This is a genomic window from Streptomyces bohaiensis, assembly GCF_012033785.1.
GTDB lineage: Bacteria > Actinomycetota > Actinomycetes > Streptomycetales > Streptomycetaceae > Streptomyces > Streptomyces bohaiensis.
In genome coordinates this window covers 1-18,408 of sequence record NZ_JAAVJC010000023.1, presented here as the reverse complement: position 1 = coordinate 18,408, position 18,408 = coordinate 1, and the positions used below count along the sequence as shown (strand labels likewise).

Genomic DNA, 18,408 nt, shown 5'->3' with positions numbered 1-18,408 from the left:
CATGAGTGACGGACGGGAAGCACGCAGCGGCGAACTGGAACGACTCGACACGGGCAAGTACGTGCTGGTCACCACCTACCGGCGGGACGGCCGCACCGTGCCCACCCCGGTCTGGAAGGTCCGCGACGGCGATGCGCTGGGGGTGTGGACCAACGCGGGCTCCGGCAAGGTCAAGCGCATCCGTAATCGCGGCGACGTCCTCCTCGCCCCCTGCGACGTGGGCGGCCGCCCCACGGGCCCCGAGGTGCGCGGCCACGCGGAACTGCTCGACGAGGAGGGGAGCCGCCGCTACCGGCGCCTGATCGCGCGCCGCTACCCGCTCACGGGACGGCTCGTCCTGCTCGGCAGCCGCCTCCGCTACGGCGTGCGCGGCACGGTCGGGATCCGCATCACCGTCGCCGACTGACACGTCGCCTCGGCAGTCGTCCGGACCTGCCCGGTCCGGCCGGTGACCCACCCGGGGGTGTGCACGGGCCACCACCGAAGTGGGGTATTGTTCTTTGTGCACGGAGCGCCGGGGGACCGGCGGGACGAGCACGGGACGTGGCGCAGCTTGGTAGCGCACTTGACTGGGGGTCAAGGGGTCGCAGGTTCAAATCCTGTCGTCCCGACAGCAGCCGAAAGGCCTGTTGGACTGGAGAAGATCCAGCTCAACAGGCCTTTGGTCGTTTCTGCGACGGGTCAGGGCACGCTCCGCAGGTGGCCGCCGGGCACCCGCCGTGGGACCACTTTGGGACCAGCCGGGTCAGTGCCGGACCCGGAACCCCCGAGGTAGCCGCTCAGCGACCGCCCTGCACGTTCGACCGCCCGCATGTCCGGGTGGAGGTAGCGCTGTGTCGTGGTGAGTGAACCGTGCCCGGCGATCTTGCGGAGAACGTGGAGCGGGACGCCGGCATCGGCCATCCAGGTAAGACCGGTGTGCCGAAGATCGTGACGCCGCAGGAATTCGTAGCCGAGGCTCAGCACGACAGCGTCCCAGTGGGTGGCATCTCGGAGCACGGCCGTGGTGATACGGCCCCCGCGCGGCCCCGTGAAGATCCGGGCATCCGGTCGGCGACCGGCAGCGGCGATCCGGCGCGACAGCATCGGACGTATCTCCGGGATGATCGGAGCGACCCGGCGGCGCTTGCCCTTGGTCCCCTTGTCGATCAGGCCGCCAGGGCCGGGCGTGGTCTGCCGGCAAACGGTCCATAGCCAGGAGTCGGTATCGATGTCGCGGACCCGGACGCCGGAGACTTCGCCGATGCGGGCCGCGGTGCAGGCGCTGAACTCCACGGCGTCACCCCATCCGATGTACTCGCCTGCCGAGCGCGCCACCAGGGCAGAGGAGAGGCGCTGTAGGTCCGCCCAGTTCCGCAGAGCCAGCGAGCGCGGGTCGTCCAACTCGTCCTCGGCCTGCTTGTACTGCTGCTGCCAGCCGACGACCCGTGCGGGGTTCACGTCGATGAGCCCGTCCCGGACTGCCTGTTCCATCACCCGGACGAGTACGGCGAGGCTGTTCTTCACCGTCGAGCGGCTGTGACCGTCGGCAATCCAGGAGTGCACGGCACGGTCAACGATGCCGTTCGTCACGCCGGCAACCCCGATGTGTCCGAGCGTCGGCACCACACGCAGACGCCAGCCAGCCCGGTACGGGTCGAGGGTCTTCGCCTCCAACCCGCGCATGGCCAGGGGCCAGACCTCGGAGTCCTCAGCCCCGTACTCGGCCAACGTCATCGTCGCCGTGTCGGGCGTGATCCCCCGGGCGGCGAGCCGACGCATGCGCTTGATCCAGTCCTCAGCGTCATCTGACGTCGGCAGCATCTCGGAGCGGGACAGGCGGCGACCCGACCGAGGGTCGAACCAGCGAACGCGTGCCCGATGAGGGTTGGGGCCGCCCGGCCGGTGCTCGATATCGCCGGAGACCTTCACCCCGAGAGGCGGAAGCTGTGCCTTCGCCATCAGGCCGCCTCCGACGGGTCCACACGGCGGGACTCAAGCCACCGCTGAACGTCTGGAACGCTGTACATCGTGACTCGCGAGGTCAAACGAACGAAGGGCGGACCCTGCACAGGCTGAGAGGTGCGCCAACGGCGAAGGGTAGAGGCGTCTACCCCGAGCAGTGCGGCTACCTCGTCGGTCGTGTACCACCCGTCGTGCAACAGGTCGACAGGACGAGGCCCGGACGATGCCGGGGCTTCCGCGCGGAGCAGGTGAGCGAGGTGATGGAGCGTCACAACCTGAGTCACGATAGGTCCCCTTGGGCGTCGTGGAGTGCTTCGCGGGCGGTTTCGCGGTTGGTGTGGATGGCGTTTGCGATGGTGGCGGCGAGCCAGGATTCGCCGGGGGTGTGGCCGTGTCCGGCGTAGGTCCAGTCGGCGAGGGTGAGGGTGGTGGGGTCGGGTCCGGTGTCGGGGTCGAGGCCGAGGGCGGTGCGCTCTTGGGCGGCGCGGTAGTCGGCGCGTGTCTGGCGGAGGGCGCCGAGGGTGGTGGAGTAGGCGCGGGATTTGGTGGAGAAGTGGCCGCGGAAGCCGAGCATGTGGGCCCAGTCCCAGAGGCGGCGTTCGGGGTAGTGGGGGTCGAGGTCTTTGCAGGCGGTGATGAGGCGGCGGGTGTGGTCGGGGACTGCGTGTCGGTCGAGTTCGGCGATCTCGCCGATGCGGCGGTCGAGCCCTCCGGCGGTTTCTGCGGCTTTGGTGGAGTACTTGGCGACGTAGGCGGCGACGGCCTGTTCGGTGAGTTGTGTTCCGGCGCCGAGGGCGGTGATGGGGCGGATGTCGAGCTGTTGGCCCCAGCGCAGGGTTCGGGCGGGGTGGGGGCCGCTGGCGGGGGCGGTGAGGGTGGTGTAGCTGTGGTGGGTGGCGGCGCGGATGGCGTCGGTGAGCAGGGCGACGCTGGCCCAGTGCGGGGGCGCGGTGGTGTGGCCGTCGGGTCCGTCGAGGCGGATGACGGCGTGGAAGTGGATCGCGCCGCGCTTCTGGAACTCGGCGACCTTTCCGAAGGAGAGCCGGGCGGTGTCGGCGAGTTCGCGTTGGGTGATGCCGGCACGGGCGGCGACCTCGCGGCGGAGGCGGTTGGTGAAGCGCCGCCACAGGTCCCCGGCGTGGTTGTTGAACAGCACGGCGGCGGCGTAGTCGTAGGTGTCGGGGTTGAGCGGGGTGCCGAGCGTGGCGGCGTCCGCGGGGTGGTGGGTGCCGCAGCGGCAGGGGCCGGTGTCGGGGCGGTTGTGGACGGGGCCGAACGAGGGCGCGGTGAGGGTGGCGAAGACGCGGGGGTGTTCCCGCACGGTGATCGGGACGTTCTTCGTCGGGTCGCCGGTGAGTCCGGCGCGGATGAGGTGGAAGGTGTCTCCGGCGTAGGTGCGGGCGCAGGAGGGGCAGCGGGTGGCGCGGCGATTGCCGCAGGCGATGCGGAGCCTGCCGCCGGGTTCGTCGCGGGTGGAGTAGTGGTGGAGGGTGGCGCCGGTGGTGCGGTCCTTGGTGAGGGTGAAGCCGCTCAGGTGGATGGGGTCGGCGCATCCTCCGGTGCGGTGTACCTGCTGTTCCCAGCGGCGGTAGTCCGGCTGCCCGGCCACCCTCAGCGCGTCAGCGAGGGTGACCGGGCAGGGGACCGCCGCGGTGGCGGTGGCGTTCACAGGCGGTCCGCTCCCTTCTCCCCGGTGCGGGGGTGGGTGTCGAGCCAGTTCTCGGCGCAGACCTTGTGCACCGGCGTGCCGTTGTCGGAGCGGAGGGGGGTCGGCGAGCCGCACAGGACGCAGGGCTTGTCGCCGCTGTGGTCGAAGTGGTGGGCCGCGCGCCAGTTGAGGAGGGTCATCGGGTGGCCGCCTTGACCGCTCGCGGGGCGGTGGTGCCGGTGCCGTGGCAGGTGCCGCAGTGGACGGGCAGGGTGGTGCGGGTGCCGTCGGGGGCGCGGGTGCCGGTGGTGATGTGGGCGGTGGCGTGTCCGTCGCAGTCGTGGCAGACGCGGGCGGTGGTCTGGGGCATCATGGGGTTTCCCTTTCGCTGGGCTTCGGTCTGGTGTGGGAGGAGCCCCGGGGCGGCGGATGCTTGGCGGTATCGGTGCCGCCCCGGGGTTTTGCGCTGTTCAGGGGCGTCGGGTGTGGCCCTTGGCCGTGTACATGGCCTGGTCGGCGGCGGACAGGGCGTCGCTGAGGGTGGGGACCGGCAGATCGACGGTGTGGCTGGTGCCGATGGAGGCGGTCACGGGGATGAGGGCGCCGTTGTGGGGGACGGGCCGGTTCAGCAGCCGCGCGAGGTCATCCAGGCGGCCCGCGGTTGCGTGGGTGGTGATGGCGGTGAACTCGTCGCCGCCGATTCGGCCGGCAAGTCCGGCGCGGTGGCACCAGGCGGCGAGCCGCTGGGCGGTCGCGGTCAGCGCTGCGTCCCCGGCGGCGTGGCCGTGGGTGTCGTTGAGCTGCTTGAAGTGGTCGAGGTCGACCAGGAGGACGGCGGCGCCGGGCCGGTTGAGGAGGCGTTCGGCGCGGGCGGACCAGCCGCTACGGGTGTGCAGTCCGGTGAGGGGGTCGCGGCGGGCGGTCCGCAGGCGGTGGGTGAGCCATCCGCTGTGGAGGAGCCAGCCGGAGAAGGCGAGCGCGGTGAAGGCGTAGGAGTACACGGTTCTCCTTGTCGCGGAGCACGAGCGGGGTGGGGAGGATGCGGGGGCGCCGGATGGTTGGCGGTATCGGTGGCGCCGAATGTTCGTCGGGTCAGCGGCGGCGGTTGCGGCGGTTGCTGCCGGGGACGGGCGGGAGGTTGTCGTATCCGGCGCGGCCGTGGTTGAAGGAGTCGCGGTCGGTGTCGGTCATGCCGTTGTCGGCGAGGGTGCGGTTGATCTTGCGGACGGTGCGGCGGTCGCCGTGGCGCTTGGCGATGGCGAACTCGCGGCCCAGTTCGGCCATCTCCGGGTTCGCGGGGCCGTTGTCGGTGTTCCTGCGGAAGAAGCCCATGGGGCCGGTTCCTTTCAGCGCTGGTTGCGGTCGGTGTTGCGCTGCTGGGTGGTGAGGGTGCGGGCGGTGATGGCCAGGGCGAGGGCGATGACGGCGAGGGAGCTGGCGACGATCGCCACGGCCAGCAGGAGGGAGGTGAGGATGACGCCGACCGTGACGACCAGGACCGTTCCGCCGACGGTGATGGCGAGGATGCCGCCGGTGGAGATCTGGATCTGCGGGCGGCCGATCGGGGCCGGAGGGACGGCGGGGTGGTCGCAGCCGCAGATCTGGCCGTGGTGGATGGCGTCGGGGAGCCGCGGGGTTCGGTCGTGGTGAGTCATCGATGTCGCTCCGGTGGGTGTCAGCGGGCGGTGCACTTGTGGTGGCGTGCGGCGAGGTCGGCGGCGTCCTCGGTGTCGAAGGTCGCGGACCAGCCGCAGGCGTTGGCGGTGCAGGAGGCGAGGTAGCCGCGCTTGTTGGTGCGGCGGTTGACTCCGGTGGCGATCTCCACGGGGCCGATCGAGCGCAGGCGGCGGAAGGCGGTCATGAGGTTCCCCTTGTCAGGTGAGTTGGGCGGTGATGGCGTGGATCATCGGTGCGGGCAGGTTCAGCCGGGCCGAGAGCGTGTCGAAGTCGATCGGGGCGCCGGTGTTCTGGCGGTGGGAGTCGGCGATCTGCTGAGCGTGAGCCACCAGGCCGGGCGGGACGCTCACGGCCGGAGCCGGAGCCGGAGCCGGAGCCGGAGCCGGAGCCGGAGCCGGAGCCGGGGCTGGTGCCGGGGCCGGATCGGGTTCGGGGGCGGTGTCCGCGGGACGCGGGGCCGGTTCGGTAGTGGCCGCGGTGAGTTCGGGTCGGGGGTCGGTCGGTTGTGCCGGGGTTTCTGCCGGCAGTTGCTCGACCTCGATGGGCGGGGTGTCCTCGGCTCGCTCCGGTTGGGCCGGGGTGTGGGCGAGGAGGGTTCCGCCGAAGAAGGCGAGCGCGGGCCATCCGGCAACGAGGATCGACAGCCACTGGGGAACGTCGTCCAGGTTGATCATTCCGGCGGTGCCGATGTTGGCGCCGAGCGATGCCGCGAGGGCGATGACGAACCACAGCCAGGGCAGGGCGGCGGAGTGGCCCGCTTCGCGCTGGATGTGGATGCGGCGCCAGGCGGCGACCAGTAGGAGGTCAACGGAAATCGGGTAGGCCCAGGCTTTCCAGCCGGTCTGTCCGGCGGCTTCGGCGATCTCGTGGAGGTGGGCGAAGGACAGCGCACCGGCGATGACGGCTTGGATCAGTACGGCGTCGATCCGGGCCAGGTACTCGCGCACGGCCATCTCTCCTTCCGTCGTGCGGTGGTTGGGCGGGATCAGGTGGGGTTGCCGGTGCCGAGGCAGGACAGGCACAGCGAGGTCTGTTCGCCGACCGTTCGGCGGGAGCGGCCAACCCGGACGGTCGTGGTGACGGTGCCGTCCTTGCAGTCGCCACAGTCGTTGTCGGTCTGCTCTGTGCGGGCGGGCGGCGTGGTCGCCGGCGGGGTCTTCTGGCGGGGCATCGGGTCCTCATTTCGGCATGGGAGGGGTAAGGACACGGCCCGTGGCCGGGCCGGAGCGTTCGGGGAGAGGGGGTTAGGCGAGGGTGGCCGCGGGCCGCATCGGTGCCTTGCTCAGGGAGACCGCAGGCGAGGGCTGCCAAGCGGCGATCTCGTTGATGCGGGGTGTGGCCGCGGCGTGCTCAGTGCAGGCGGTGACCGCTTCGCGCATCGTGGTGTGCGGGGTGCGGATCAGGGACCAGCCACCGGCAGCGGTCGCGGCGACGGCGACCCCGGGCCGGTCCGGAGAGATGCGGACCGCCGCTGCAACAGCATCGGGGGCGGCGTCGGAGAGCGCCATCTTCGCGGTGCCCTCATCGTTGACGCGGTGCACGGTGCGGGCGGAGAGCTGAGCGCGGAGCATCGTGATGCCTGAGCCGAGATCGGCGCCGAAGCGCTGCCCGCACACCTCCAAGTAGATGCCGGCGGCGCGGCCGAGCTGAGCCAACCGGACGAGGGCGGTGATGATGGCGTCGCGGCGCTTCTCCTCGGCTTTCGAGGCGACCAGGGCCAGTTCGGCGACCTCGTCCACGATCACCACCACCGGCGTTGGCCGCAGCTCCGCGGGCAGGCCCCAGATGTCGGAGGTGATTTCCGCGGCCGGGGTGTCGGCGCTGATGCGCTGCTCGCGTCGGATGAGCTGGTAGACCGCCTCCATTCGCTCCAGCAGCCCGTTCAGCAGACCAAGAGCGTCCTCGGGCGTGGAGACCAGGGCGGACAGGCGCGGGGCGTAGGGGGCGAGTTCGACGCCCTCCTTGCAGTCGATCCCGACCAGAGCGACCGGCAGCGGCGCGAGGAGCTTCACCAGGCGGCGCTGGTAGACCGACTTCCCCGACTGGGTGGCGCCGATCGTCAGGGCGTGGGGGATGCGGCGGTAGTCCCGCCAATGCGTCGACCCGTCCTCGACCACCGCGACCGGCAGCCGCAGGCCATCCCCGGATGTGCCGGCAACCTCGTGCATGTGGACCCGGGCCAGCACATCGAACCCGGTCATCCGCAGCTCGACCAGCCCGGCCCGCACTTCCCGGCAGGTGACCTGCTGCATCGCGAAGGAGTGCCGCAGCCGGTCAGACGCCGACCGGAAGTCGTAAGCATCCTGCCCCGGCAGCAACCGGACCCGGACGACTATGCCGGTCGAGGTCACCCGTAACCGGACCAGCCGGGGGACCCGCGGGGAGGGAAGAGGCCGATGCACCCACCGGGCCACCATCAGCCGCAAACGGGATGGGTCTTCCACTAGCCCGCAGGCATCCATCACCGACGACCACCGACGCAGCACCCGCACCACCGCCAACGCCCACCCAACGGTGAGCCACCACCACGCCGGACGCACCCACCGCAGGGCAACCAGCGCGGCAACCAGGACCAGGACGAGCGCCAGACCGAGCACGACTCACGCAACCTGCGTGATCGCAACGGCCCGGAACGCGATCCCGTGACGCTTCTGGCCGTTGAACTCGTTCTCCCACGGCCGGGCGATCAACCCCGTCAGCGACACCCGAGCGCCCGAGTCCAGCTCACCCGAGACCCCCGTCTCCGGGACCGTGACGGTCACCAGCTCCGCGTTCCCATCCCGGACGAACAACACGTCCGCCGTCATCAGCTTCGCGTTCGTCTCACGATCCAGAGCGATCTCGCCCGTCTGCCGGTTCGCAATCTTGATCTGCGGCGCCTGGGCCAGCATGACCATCGCGCCGCTGGTGTCCACCGGGATCTGACGCATCATGAACTCCTCTGAGGAGGGGGAAGGAGCGGCGCGCCTGCTTGGTGTAGGGCGCCGCTTCCGCATGTCAGGACTGGCTGAGGCCCGGGAGGACCAGCAGCACACCGACGAAGCTACTCGCAGAAATTCTGCTAGTCAACATTTTTCTGCGAGTAGCGGTGAACCAGTGAGTCTGGGAACCTGGGTGTGACCTCTGGAGGATCTATGAGTATGGGTTTCGGGCTTTATGTCCGCTTCACGCTTCGTGATGAGGGTGCCGCCGCCGGGTTCGATGCACTGGTTGCCGCGACGGCGCCGAAGATCGCCAGCGAAGAGCCGGGCACCCTCACCTACGTCGTGCACACCGTGGAAGGGGAGCCGCTGGTTCGCGTCTTCTACGAGCTGTACGCAGACCGCGCGGCGTTCGCTTCGCACGAGGAGCAGCCGCACGTGAAGCACTTTCTCGCTCAGCGGGAGCAGTACCTGCGTGATGTTCAGGTGACCTTCCTCGACGCGACCGCCGGAAAGCTGGTCCGGGTGTGACGACTCCTGAAGAGCGGCGGGGGTTCGGCCGCACCGTCGCCAAGCTGCGGAAAGAGAGGGGCCTCACTCAGGAAGAGCTGGCAGCGAAGGTTGGAAGAACTGCCAGTTGGGTCTCGCAAGTCGAACGAGGCGCACAGCCGGTCAACCGCCTACCGGTGATTCGCATGCTCGCCGACAGCTTGGGTGTGACAGAGCACGACCTCAGGCCCGAAGCGCACGCGGATGAGCCCGCGGCCAGCATCCCGGCTGAGCGGTCCAACGACCTGGACCGTGCCCGCCTCCTGCTCTCTGGGCACCCAAGTCCCGGACTTCTGCTGCGTCATCCCGGACTCAGCCCCGAAGACATCGGGCAACTACGTGAGGCTGTAACCCAGGTCTGGGACCACGCACACAACAGCCGGTACGTCGAACTGAGTGAAGGACTGGCTGAGCTACTTCCCAAGCTTGAGCGAGCGGTGCGAACTTCCGTCGAAGCAGAGCGGTCCGCCGGCTGGTCGCTGCTCAGCCAGACGTACCAGGCGTTGGCTGCGGCATTCGTGCGACAGGATCAGCCGGACGCGGCGTGGGTCGCAGCGGATCGAGCGATCAACTCGGCAGAGAGGTCCGGGGAGCCGCACCAGGTCTTTGCCGGCATCTTCCGGCTGGTGCAGGCGTTCGTACGACTCAAGCATCTCGACCAGGCCGAGCACGCCGCAACGTCTGCTGTGGACGCACTAGTGCAGGCACAGGACGACGCTGAACCGGCACCACAAGAGCTATCGCTACTCGGCGCCCTGTACCTCTCGCTGGCACTCGTGCACGCACGCGGAGGAGCAAGGCAGGAGGCACGCGAGGCGGTCACGCGAGCCCGCGAGGTTGCCAACCGCCTTGGCGAGGACCGAAACGACTTCAACTTGGAGTTCGGCCCAACAAACGTCGAAGTGCAGGCGGTATCTATCGCTGTCGAACTCGGCGATGCAGGCGAAGCCATCGAGAGCGGCACGCGGATCAACCCCGAAGTGCTGTCAGCAGAGCGGCAGGGGCGCTTGTCCATGGACCTCGGCCGTGCCTACGCACAGCGGCGTCAAGTCGGCGAAGCGCTGGCCGCCATGCTTGCCGCTGAGACAGTGACCCCGGACCTGATCCACACCCACGTAGCGGCCCGAGATGCCATTCGAGAGCTCGTACTCACGTCTGGGTCCAAGGCAAGCCCTGAACTGCTCCAGCTAGCCGAACGCTCCGATGCCATGCCCTGACGCGGTACAACTTTCCCTACTTCATCAAGGCTCGCTCCGCTCGCTGCGCGGCCCGGCTCCCCCGGGCCGCCGCTCCTGTCTCCGCCCCGCTCCGGCCCGGTCCGCCGGCCGCGCGGGTGCGGCGGCGCGGTGGTGGGGAACGTGGGTGGCTGGGGCGGTCGGCTCCAGGGCTTTAGGCAGCCACCATGGGGCGAGCCTCGAAGATCATGGCCCAAGATCGGGCTATTGCGGGCAGGTCCAAGGACTGCCCGATTCGCGGACCAGCTTAAAGGGCCATGATCACTCGCCCCATGGCAGCTCCCGCCCAAAGCCCCTCCACCGACCTCTCGAGACGCCTCGATTACCCCTGCCCTCTCTCGAGAATCGACAGCGTGACACCGGCGCCGGAGATGAGAATTCCCGTGACGCTGGCAAAACCAGCAGAAGTGGCAATGCTAGAAATTATAAGGTTTCCGGCAGGGCTTGAGTCGACGCCAATTCCGATGGTTGATGATACCAAGATGAAGATCAGGAATAGACTAGTTGTGAGAAGGCATTTGGCAATGTCGCTTCGTGCGTTCGCCATGTTTCGCTCGTAGTGGCGAGACGTAGAGGTGTTCCCTCGCCTCGGAGTGAAAGCCGCGAGAATCGCGACCGCTGCCAGGCAGAACCCAAGAAGGCCGCTGGAGGAGCCAGTCAGTGATGAGTAAATGTCCTTCCTGAGTGACGCGTTCACCGAAGCGAGGAGGATCGGTCCGCCATTGACTGTAGTGAATGCGGTGATCGCGGTCGCGGACGCGAGGAAGACCCCGATGGGGATCGACCAGAGGTTGCTGAATACCCAGCGAAGCAAGCTAGTCATGCTTGTCCATGTCGTCGCCTAATCTCGATAAGTGACTTCAGCGGCTGAGCTCGACTCGAAGGTTTGTTCCTGGCTGAACTTCTTGTAAGCTTGGTCAAGCTCATGGAAGATTGCTTCGGATCTCGGCACGGACCGGATGCCTGGGCGTGACTGAACTTCGATATCGACGCCCAGTTTATCTTTCATGAGGTTAACCACCTGGATCTGGCCGGTCCTCTTATTGCGCCCTCGCACGATCATTCCGGTGAGGAGGTCGCTAGAATTCTCGGCTAGGTGCATGATGTGCTCCTCGATTTCTTGGTCAATAAATCGGTCTCGCTTCCCGGTTCGCCCCATTCCGAGAGACACTCGGACGGAAGGTAGTTTTTCTCCCGCCACTGCAGGGAATAGGGTTCCGAATGTGGTTCTATCTTGACTGCTATATTCAGGCTTGGTCATGGAAAGGTCAAAAGACCTGATTTGCCCGGCCATCTCCTTCAGTTTCTCTAGGGTGTCATCCTTGTAGATAGGGGAGAATTGTACGTACTCGTTCATTCTGTGTCGAAGAAAGAAAGACATGCGGGAGAGTCGGGGTCCGTGCTGCGACGAATCATGCGCGCAGTGACCATCCGGCCAGATCGCCACGTGCGTCACATCGGCTGCGTACTCATGGCTGCGCAGTTCGATGGGGCCGATGGATCCAGCCGAGTCCCATTTGCTTGGGCGATCCTCTTCTCCTCGCAGCGCCAGCAGTCTGAACCGGGACGGCTGCCTATCGCCGCCAACGCTGACCACCTCGATCGCCGTGATGACCCCGTCGCGTTCGATAACTTGCTGTGCACTGTCGTCTCGTACCGCCGCATCGAGGCGCTGCGCGACCGCAGAGGGGTCGAAGGGACGCCGCCCGCCAGCGGACGACCATCGGTAGAAGACAAGCTTCCTCTTCAGCATCTCTACAGGCTACGAGGTCCTCGGGTAGCTTGTCGTTGTTTCCGGGGAGTCCTGTCCCCCGGAGGTAGGTTGCGCGATCCTGACGCGTCATCATCTCGCCTGGCTCTGACAGTCCGGCGTCAACTGCTATGACGCCGTGCATCGCGGGGGCCCCGTCCTGAGGGCCTGCGCTCTGGGGCGGAAGCAAGCGCCTCTCGTGAGGGGTGGGTCGTGGGACCAGGCAGGGACCACACGCTGTGCTCGTGAAGGCACGGCAGCCTCGGGGCTAGGCGAAGTGACGCTCGGTGTGGCCTGTCTGACCAGGCAGCAGGAGCACCCGCAGTGATCTGGGGGTCAAGGGGTCGCAGGTTCAAATCCTGTCGTCCCGACAGGAGCGCAAGGCTCCATCGCAGGTCAGGGCCCTGTTTCACTCATGTGAGACGGGGCCCTGTTTTGTGTTTCAGGGCTGCCTCTCACAACTTCTCACATTCGTCCGCGGTGCCGCCTCAGGCCTGGTCGAACACGGCATTGAGCCGGTCCACCGCGGGCTGGAGGTGCTGTACGTCCGGGTGTACGTAGACCCGTTTAGTGAAGGACAGATCGCTGTGTCCGGCCCAGGCGGAGACCACGACGTCCGGTACCCCCGAGGCGGCCAACCAGGTGAGGACGGCGTGGCGGGCGTCGTAGGGGCGGACCCGCCGTACTCCGGAGGTCTCCATGAGGCGGTAGCAGCGGCGGCGAAGCCAGTCGGTCTTCACTGCCCCGCCGAGCTCGTCGACCACGACGCGACCGCTGGCGGAGTATGCCTCGCCAGCCGCGAGCCGCTCCTTCGCCTGCTGGGTACGGAAGCTGCCCAGGGCCTCGGTGACAACGCGGGGGAGGAGAAGCCTCCGCCGTCCCGCCGCTGTCTTCGGAGCCTTCTCGACCACGATGCGTTCGACGTTGGTCCGGGTCATCGCTACCTGCAGCGTCCCGACCTTGAGGTCCACGTCCTGCCAGCGAAGGCCACATACTTCGGCTGGGCGCAGGCCGAGGAGCAGGAGCAGCATCGGAGCGTGCAGGCGGTCCCCGGCGATGTGGCGCAGGAAGGGGAGTGCTTCCTCCTCCGTCCACGGTTTCCGCTCGGCCTTCGCCTCCAGCGCGGCGTCGCGTGCCTTCCGGGGGATGGTGACGTACTGCGCGACGTTTCGGGGCACGAGCTGGCGGCGCACCGCCATGTTCAGCGCTGCACGGAGCCGGCCCAGAGTCAACCGGACCGACCTGACTCCGAGGCCAGTGCCGGGCTTTCCTCCCCGCACCCGGCCACTGGTCAGCATCCAGTCGACCAGGCCCTCGATGTCCTGCTCGGTGAGCGCCTGCAGAGCCTTGTCACCGAGGTGGGTCCGTACCGGCCGCAGGGCGTCCTCGTAGTTCGCGGCAGTCGCTGCCTCGACTTCGCGAGTGGCGCTGGTGAGCCAGGTGTCGAGCCACTCGTCCACCGTCAGCTTGGTCGGTGCGACGAAGGTGCTCTGCTGAACCTGGTGCCGGATACGCGAAAGCTCGGTGACCGCCTGCTTCTTCGTGTCGAAGGTGCGCGTCAGCTGCTTCCGCTTGCCGGCCTCGTTAGTGCCGACATCCACCACCAGGCGATAACGAGTGCGACCGTCCTTGTGGAGCACTTTTCGTATCGGATCCTTCAAGATAACTCCCCTTCCGCTACTGGTCACCGCCCTGCGCGGCACCGCGGAACGTTAGCCCGAAGATGCGGCGGTACCCAGCGGGGAGTGGCAAGTTCGCTCGCGGCAGACGCGCTGGTTGCCCGCTCTGCCGATGAGAGGGTGCGGGCGCTTGTCTCGGCAGGTCGCATGCAACAGCACTCCGCCCAGCATCGCTTCTGTGCCGAGCTACAGGAATGCGGCACCAGCCGGAGGCCAAACCGCAAGGTCCGAGCACACCGAGCGACAGGAGCCTGGCCAGACTCTGTTGCAGCCGAGCCTCACTATCCTCGCGCTTTCATGAAGCGTGCTGTCCGGCAGACGGTCAGCAAAGCTGAAAGTGCCTCTGACCAGCGAGAATGAGGATTGCGGAGGTCCTTGTTCCCGCCCCTGTCGGAGGCACTTCCCAGGCGAAACAGCGTACCGGGTCTTACCCTCGTGTCGCGGGCCGGTTCGGTCCAGCTCGTGGAGACGGTCCGCAAGACCGGTCTTGACCAGGTCATAACCGTAGCTCTGGCTCCGTGGCGGAAGACGCGGGCTGTCCATGATCCCGGCAAGGTGCTCCTGGATGTCGCGCTGGCGGTCGCGCAGGGCAGGGACTGTCTCGCGGATGTCGCGATGCTGCGGTGCGAGCTGGCCGTCTTCGGTGCGGTCGCCTCCGACCCGACCGTCTCCCGCCTGATCGACGCTCTTGCCGCCTCCGGCGACAAAGCCCTCCAAGCCATCCGGTCCGCACGGGCCGAAGCCCGCAACCGGGTCTGGTCACTGGCGGGCGGGAACGCCCCAGACGCCGACGGCCAGGTCACGGTCGACCTCGACGGCGTTCTCGTGATCGCGCACTCGGAGAAACAGGACGCTGCCGCGACCTGGAAGAAGACCTACGGCCACCACCCCCTCATGGCGTTCGTCGATCACGGACCCGGCGGCACCGGAGAACCCGTCGTTGCCCTCCTGCGGCCGGGCAACGCGGGCTCCAACACCGCGGCCGACCACATCACCACCACCCAGCTCGCCCTCGCCCAGCTACCGAAGAAGTACCGGCGAGGGCGCAAGACCCTCATCCGCACCGACTCCGCCGGCGGCACCCACGACTTCGTGGACTGGCTGACGAAGCGCGGACGCCGGCTGTCCTACTCCGTCGGCATGGTCATCACCGAGCAGATCCACGAACACGTCCTGAAGATCCCCGCCACGGCCCGGACCCCGGCCGTCGAAACCAATGGTGAGATCCGCGACGGGGCCTGGATCGCCGAACTCACCGGCGACCTGCTCGACGGCTGGCCGGGCGGGATGCGGCTGATCGTCCGCAAGGAACGGCCACACCCCGGCGCGCAGTTGAGGATCACCGACGCGGACGGCATGCGGATCACCTGTTTCGCCACCAACACCCCCACAACCCCGATCGCCGAACTCGAACTCCGCCACCGGCTGCGGGCCCGCGCGGAGGACCGGATCCGGGCAGCACGGGCAACCGGCCTGCGCAACCTGCCCCTGAAGCGCACGGCCCAGAACAAGATCTGGTTCGAGAGCGTCCAGCTCGCCCTTGACCTGCTGGCCTGGATGCCCATGCTCGCCCTCACCGGCACCGCCCGGCTCGGGGAACCCCGCCGACTGCAGTTCCGCCTCTTCTCCGCAGCCGCCCAACTCGTCACCACCTGCCGCCGCCGCATCCTCCGCCTCACCCGGCACTGGCCCTGGACCAACCTGATCACCGGCGCCTTGGAACGGCTCGCACTCCTGCCCCACCCCGGATAACCAACGGCTGACCCGTCCCGACACCAGCACCACCCCGACCGGAACAGTGGAACCCGGCGCTCACCCGAGGCGACACCCGGGACACCACCCTGTCCGGCCTCAGCCACGGACAGCGTGAGGGTCCGCCGACTCCCTCGGCGGACCCTCACGAAAGATCGAGGCTGATAAGTGAGCGTATGGTTCTCCAGGCACTGACGGTCGCCTGTAGCTGTCGTGGCGGACGGGTTACATGCCGCGGTCTGGCCCGGTCCACGGTTGTGGCCGTTCGTCGGCGGTCATCGGAAGTCGGCGCAGTTGTACTGGGCCAGGGTAGAAGGCGGAGGTGTTGAGGCCGGCCATGTCTTCACCGATGAGGTAGCGGTAGAGCCACTCGGCGAAGCTCATGTCGTATCGTGCCCAGCCGCCTTCGCCGTCTTCGACCAGGAACCGCGGGGCGGTGTCGTCCTCGGTCATGAGGAAGATGGTTTCGCCTCGGTCGGTGCTGGTGATGGGCCACAGTCCGTTGCGGGTGCCGAAGGTCAGCTCCGTGAGTCCGAACAGCGCACGGGGATCTTCGTCGGCGTCAAGGTCGAGTTCATCCCAGGGCACGTCGTTCCAGGCCCGGACCGTGTCCCTGATCCACTGGCCCAGGTTCCATGGCTCGGTCGCGGGATGGTGCAGGTAGAGGTGGCCGTTGAGCTGGATGGGAGCGTATGCGTCCACGAGGGCCTGGTAGTCGGTCGGCAGCTGGATGTCTAGTTGCGTGTGGAGCCGCTCCCAGGCTGCGGGGTTCGCGTAGCGGTTCTCGGCCGGGCCGAGCATCGCCATAGTGGCGGCCAGGTAGTCGATCATGGCGTTCCTCGGTGGTATGTGCCGCCTGTCTGGGAAGGAAGCAGCCCTCTTGGAGTGGCACGGGATCATCCCAGCTCGGAGCGCTTCCCGGACAGGCTGCCAGCCTGCGGCAGCAGATCAGGGTGCGCCGCTGGCGACGCTCGTAGCGACGGCGCAGGCGGCGGCACCCGGACAGCCGTGCCACCATGCGCTCCACGGTCCACCGACGGCGGCCCAGTCGCTGGCAGGATTCGATAGCCCTTCGCGCGATGCGCCGTGTGATGTTGCGGGAGCGGAGCCACACGCGAAGCCGGTCGAAGTCGTATCCCGGGTCTCCGTGCAGCTTTGCCGGTCGACGCCGACGCGAAGGCCAGCCGCACCACGTGAGTCTGCACCCTGAGACCGCACGCTTCCGGCGGGGCGTGGCCGCGAGGAGGAGCACTGGCTGGTCAGGCCCGCATGACCATGGCGATCGGAAGCCATGCTGCGCGCAGTGCGGGGACTGCGCCGCCCGCCAGGCCGGCCAGAGCACCGGCAGTAAGCCCGGCGAAGCCGGCGGAGCGGGGGAAGCCCACGTTGCCGGCGCTACCCCACACGAGGAGTCCGATGAGGACGGACTCTGCGAGCACCAGGATCGCGACGTCTGAGCGTCGAGCTCCCAGAGCGCGGCGTAGTGCGAGTTCCTCGGCTCGTTCTCTCAGGCTCGCCAACCCGATGTCGAGGACGCCGATCACGCCCACGGTGAGGGTGATCGCGCCGACGCCGAAGAAGATGCCGCGCAGCATCGACAGGGTGGAGGTCAGGTCGTCGACGGTGTCGATGCGGACGATTGCTCCCGTCAACGGCACCGCGTGGCTTTCGGTGGCCCGGGCGAGGATGTCGCGGGCCGCTCCGCTTCCGGTACGGGTGCGGGCAAGGATCTGGAGTTGTGCCTGCGGTGCCGGTCCAGCCCGGGCTTGTATCTCCGGGGCGGGGACCCACGCCCGCGGCAGGTCGTCTCCGTCGTCTACGACGGCCAGGACCCGTACCGGCTCCGGAGCGCTGCCCGGTGTCCCCCGCAGCAGGAAGCCCTGGCTGTTGAGCGAGCGCAGGTCGCGGTCGGCGTTGACGAGTTCGGCGGCGGCGGTGTTCAGGGCGACGTGTGCCGTGCGGGCGGCCGCAGCTTCGGGGTTCGGCCAGGTGCCTGCCAGGACGGGGAAGGGGCGGATGGCGCCCACGTCGCCTGCGTAGGTGACGGTGTCCGTGTCCGTGCCGGTCGCTCCCGCGGCGCGCGCCGCGTCGCTCGCGGCTCGGGCTGGGGACGGTGCGACGGGCTTGGTCCGCGACTGCCCAGGCATCGCAGGCGGCGCAGCCGCTGACCCGGAGCCGCGCGACTCATGGCCAACGGTTACGAGACAGGTACCGATGGTAGTGCTGCCTGGTGGGTGTCTCAAGATCGTATTGACGATCATCAGAGGGCGCCGTGGTGAAGCGAGCCGCTTAGCGACAAGCGCCTGCTGAAGCCTGGTGGAGTGCCCGGCCGTTTCGGCTGGCGCGCTTTCCGGCCTGGCCGATAGCCGCACCGACGGTGACAGAGGGCTGCCACGATGTCACGGAGTTCCGCATGTCAGAGCCGTCGGGCCCCGACGGCCACATCGTGTTGCGTGAAAGGCTCTCAGTGAGAAGACGACTCTTCCCCTCCGTCGTGGTCACATCCGCACTACTTGTCGGGCTTGCGGTACATACGACGGCAGCTGCGGCGACTCCCGACGGCCCACCTCTCTCCGCTTCACTCAGTGACGTCTCCCTCGACGAAGAGAAGGAGCGGCTGGCTGGCAGTGATCGCCAGCCTGGCCCGCGTGAGGAGGAGTGTGAAGTAGCTAGAGAGAGGGCAGAGCTGTCGACTCAGGAGCCTCGGTCGTACAGCTGCCTGACACTGCTGTCTCGAGCCGAAGGCACCGCTGCGCTCAGGAGCGCAGCGGTGCTGAACACTTCCTTGCCGGTCAACAACTGCACGGGCGACGAGGACGGCTACTGGTACGCGACCCGAACCATGCAGTGCCAGATCTTCCCGAACGTGAGGTACACCTACCGGAACAGTGAGGGCCGGGTGCTCGGGACTGCTCTGTTCGCCACGGCGCAGCAGCTGGACATGTCAACCTCACGTCTGAGGTGGACCGAGACCGATCAGGTCACCATGTTGGCTTCCACCGGGGAGCTCCCGGCTGGTCTGGGTGTGTCGTGGACTACTAGGTGCTCATCTAGCTGCACTCCCGCCACTTCGCGGCCGTGGGTTCGGACCCCGATCCGGGACGGGCAGAACCTCACGGAGACGTACACAATGAGCCTTTGCCATCCTCACGCTGAGCTGGCCAGACGCAGGGTGAGGACAGCTTGGACAAGGGCGGTGATGCGGCTGGTTGAGCACCGCAGCTTGCGGAGGAGCCGCCAGGACTTGAGGGTG

General features: G+C 68.0%; 21 protein-coding genes, 1 tRNA gene and 2 pseudogenes. 5 read left to right on the top strand and 19 right to left on the bottom strand.

What is annotated here, in order from left to right; all coding sequences use genetic code 11:
• Window position 1 precedes the first annotated feature (1 nt).
• Both HCN52_RS05390 and HCN52_RS05385 read left to right on the top strand, forming a co-directional pair.
• Entirely contained in the window at window positions 2-406 is a 405-nt protein-coding gene (locus HCN52_RS05390) for a PPOX class F420-dependent oxidoreductase (RefSeq protein ID WP_168087207.1), read from the top strand.
• Between the two features lie 131 nt (window positions 407-537).
• Window positions 538-611 (top strand) — tRNA-Pro (locus HCN52_RS05385).
• 70 nt (window positions 612-681) lie between these two features.
• Here HCN52_RS05385 and HCN52_RS05380 read toward each other — a convergent pair.
• The 13 genes from HCN52_RS05380 to HCN52_RS05320 all read right to left on the bottom strand — a co-directional run bounded on the left by HCN52_RS05380 (window position 682) and on the right by HCN52_RS05320 (window position 8,199).
• Window positions 682-1,941, bottom strand: a complete 1,260-nt coding sequence (locus HCN52_RS05380; protein WP_168087206.1) for a tyrosine-type recombinase/integrase — start codon at window positions 1,939-1,941, stop codon at window positions 682-684.
• A complete protein-coding gene (locus tag HCN52_RS05375) occupies window positions 1,941-2,216 on the bottom strand; it encodes a helix-turn-helix transcriptional regulator (RefSeq protein ID WP_312876554.1) in 276 nt (91 codons plus the stop codon). Before HCN52_RS05375 ends, HCN52_RS05380 begins: the two co-directional genes overlap by 1 nt.
• Window positions 2,217-2,224: 8 nt before the next feature.
• Window positions 2,225-3,613, bottom strand: coding sequence for a replication initiator protein RepSA (gene repSA / locus HCN52_RS05370; RefSeq protein ID WP_168087205.1), 1,389 nt, complete (start codon window positions 3,611-3,613; stop codon window positions 2,225-2,227).
• Entirely contained in the window at window positions 3,610-3,792 is a 183-nt protein-coding gene (locus HCN52_RS05365; protein WP_168087204.1) for a hypothetical protein, read from the bottom strand. The genes repSA and HCN52_RS05365 overlap by 4 nt, the downstream gene beginning before the upstream one ends.
• Entirely contained in the window at window positions 3,789-3,965 is a 177-nt protein-coding gene (locus HCN52_RS05360) for a hypothetical protein (protein ID WP_168087192.1), read from the bottom strand. Before HCN52_RS05360 ends, HCN52_RS05365 begins: the two co-directional genes overlap by 4 nt.
• Before the next feature lie 97 nt (window positions 3,966-4,062).
• Complete coding sequence (locus HCN52_RS05355; RefSeq protein ID WP_168087203.1) at window positions 4,063-4,593, bottom strand: GGDEF domain-containing protein; 531 nt, start codon at window positions 4,591-4,593, stop codon at window positions 4,063-4,065.
• A 91-nt stretch (window positions 4,594-4,684) separates the two neighbouring features.
• Window positions 4,685-4,924: a hypothetical protein gene (locus tag HCN52_RS05350; RefSeq protein ID WP_168087202.1), complete on the bottom strand. Its 240-nt coding sequence runs from the start codon at window positions 4,922-4,924 to the stop codon at window positions 4,685-4,687.
• Between the two features lie 14 nt (window positions 4,925-4,938).
• Window positions 4,939-5,247 (bottom strand): SpdD-like protein, encoded by a 309-nt coding sequence (locus HCN52_RS05345; RefSeq protein WP_168087201.1) that lies wholly within the window; start codon window positions 5,245-5,247, stop codon window positions 4,939-4,941.
• Window positions 5,248-5,267: 20 nt separating this feature from the next.
• The gene (locus HCN52_RS05340) at window positions 5,268-5,453 is read right to left on the bottom strand and encodes a mobile element transfer protein (protein WP_167931314.1); all 186 of its coding nucleotides are present in this window, start codon (window positions 5,451-5,453) and stop codon (window positions 5,268-5,270) included.
• A gap of 13 nt (window positions 5,454-5,466) precedes the next feature.
• Window positions 5,467-6,222: a DUF2637 domain-containing protein gene (locus tag HCN52_RS05335; protein WP_168087200.1), complete on the bottom strand. Its 756-nt coding sequence runs from the start codon at window positions 6,220-6,222 to the stop codon at window positions 5,467-5,469.
• Window positions 6,223-6,254: 32 nt separating this feature from the next.
• On the bottom strand, window positions 6,255-6,440 hold the full coding sequence (locus tag HCN52_RS05330; protein WP_168087199.1) for a hypothetical protein: 186 nt from the start codon (window positions 6,438-6,440) through the stop codon (window positions 6,255-6,257).
• A 73-nt stretch (window positions 6,441-6,513) separates the two neighbouring features.
• A complete protein-coding gene (locus tag HCN52_RS05325) occupies window positions 6,514-7,866 on the bottom strand; it encodes an FtsK/SpoIIIE domain-containing protein (protein ID WP_312876550.1) in 1,353 nt (450 codons plus the stop codon).
• A 3-nt stretch (window positions 7,867-7,869) separates the two neighbouring features.
• Window positions 7,870-8,199 (bottom strand): SCO3933 family regulatory protein, encoded by a 330-nt coding sequence (locus HCN52_RS05320; protein WP_168087222.1) that lies wholly within the window; start codon window positions 8,197-8,199, stop codon window positions 7,870-7,872.
• Window positions 8,200-8,403: 204 nt separating this feature from the next.
• Between HCN52_RS05320 and HCN52_RS05315 the strand changes: the two genes are divergently transcribed.
• Together HCN52_RS05315 and HCN52_RS05310 are read left to right on the top strand one after the other, a co-directional pair.
• A complete protein-coding gene (locus HCN52_RS05315; protein ID WP_168087198.1) occupies window positions 8,404-8,721 on the top strand; it encodes a putative quinol monooxygenase in 318 nt (105 codons plus the stop codon).
• Complete coding sequence (locus tag HCN52_RS05310) at window positions 8,718-9,956, top strand: helix-turn-helix domain-containing protein (RefSeq protein WP_168087197.1); 1,239 nt, start codon at window positions 8,718-8,720, stop codon at window positions 9,954-9,956. The genes HCN52_RS05315 and HCN52_RS05310 overlap by 4 nt, the downstream gene beginning before the upstream one ends.
• A gap of 859 nt (window positions 9,957-10,815) precedes the next feature.
• On the opposite strand, the gene HCN52_RS05305 is transcribed toward HCN52_RS05310, so the two are convergent.
• Both HCN52_RS05305 and HCN52_RS05300 read right to left on the bottom strand, forming a co-directional pair.
• Window positions 10,816-11,727 carry a DUF6731 family protein gene (locus HCN52_RS05305; protein ID WP_168087196.1) on the bottom strand — a complete coding sequence of 304 codons (912 nt, stop codon included), beginning with the start codon at window positions 11,725-11,727 and terminating at the stop codon, window positions 10,816-10,818.
• Between the two features lie 485 nt (window positions 11,728-12,212).
• Window positions 12,213-13,385 carry a site-specific integrase gene (locus HCN52_RS05300; protein WP_209314188.1) on the bottom strand — a complete coding sequence of 391 codons (1,173 nt, stop codon included), beginning with the start codon at window positions 13,383-13,385 and terminating at the stop codon, window positions 12,213-12,215.
• A gap of 393 nt (window positions 13,386-13,778) precedes the next feature.
• Here HCN52_RS05300 and HCN52_RS05295 point away from each other — a divergent pair, with 393 nt between their 5' ends.
• On the top strand, window positions 13,779-15,155 hold the full coding sequence (locus HCN52_RS05295) for an IS1380 family transposase (protein ID WP_168087195.1): 1,377 nt from the start codon (window positions 13,779-13,781) through the stop codon (window positions 15,153-15,155).
• A 225-nt stretch (window positions 15,156-15,380) separates the two neighbouring features.
• Here HCN52_RS05295 and HCN52_RS05290 read toward each other — a convergent pair whose 3' ends face one another.
• The 4 genes and pseudogenes from HCN52_RS05290 to HCN52_RS05280 form a co-directional block, all read right to left on the bottom strand.
• Entirely contained in the window at window positions 15,381-15,986 is a 606-nt protein-coding gene (locus HCN52_RS05290; protein WP_168087194.1) for an SMI1/KNR4 family protein, read from the bottom strand.
• 100 nt (window positions 15,987-16,086) lie between these two features.
• A pseudogene (locus HCN52_RS25215) lies at window positions 16,087-16,329 on the bottom strand (IS5/IS1182 family transposase); the annotation flags it as partial.
• Between the two features lie 85 nt (window positions 16,330-16,414).
• The gene (locus HCN52_RS05285; RefSeq protein ID WP_168087193.1) at window positions 16,415-17,182 is read right to left on the bottom strand and encodes an ABC transporter permease; all 768 of its coding nucleotides are present in this window, start codon (window positions 17,180-17,182) and stop codon (window positions 16,415-16,417) included.
• Between the two features lie 1,120 nt (window positions 17,183-18,302).
• Window positions 18,303-18,408, bottom strand: a pseudogene (locus tag HCN52_RS05280) (IS5/IS1182 family transposase); the annotation flags it as partial.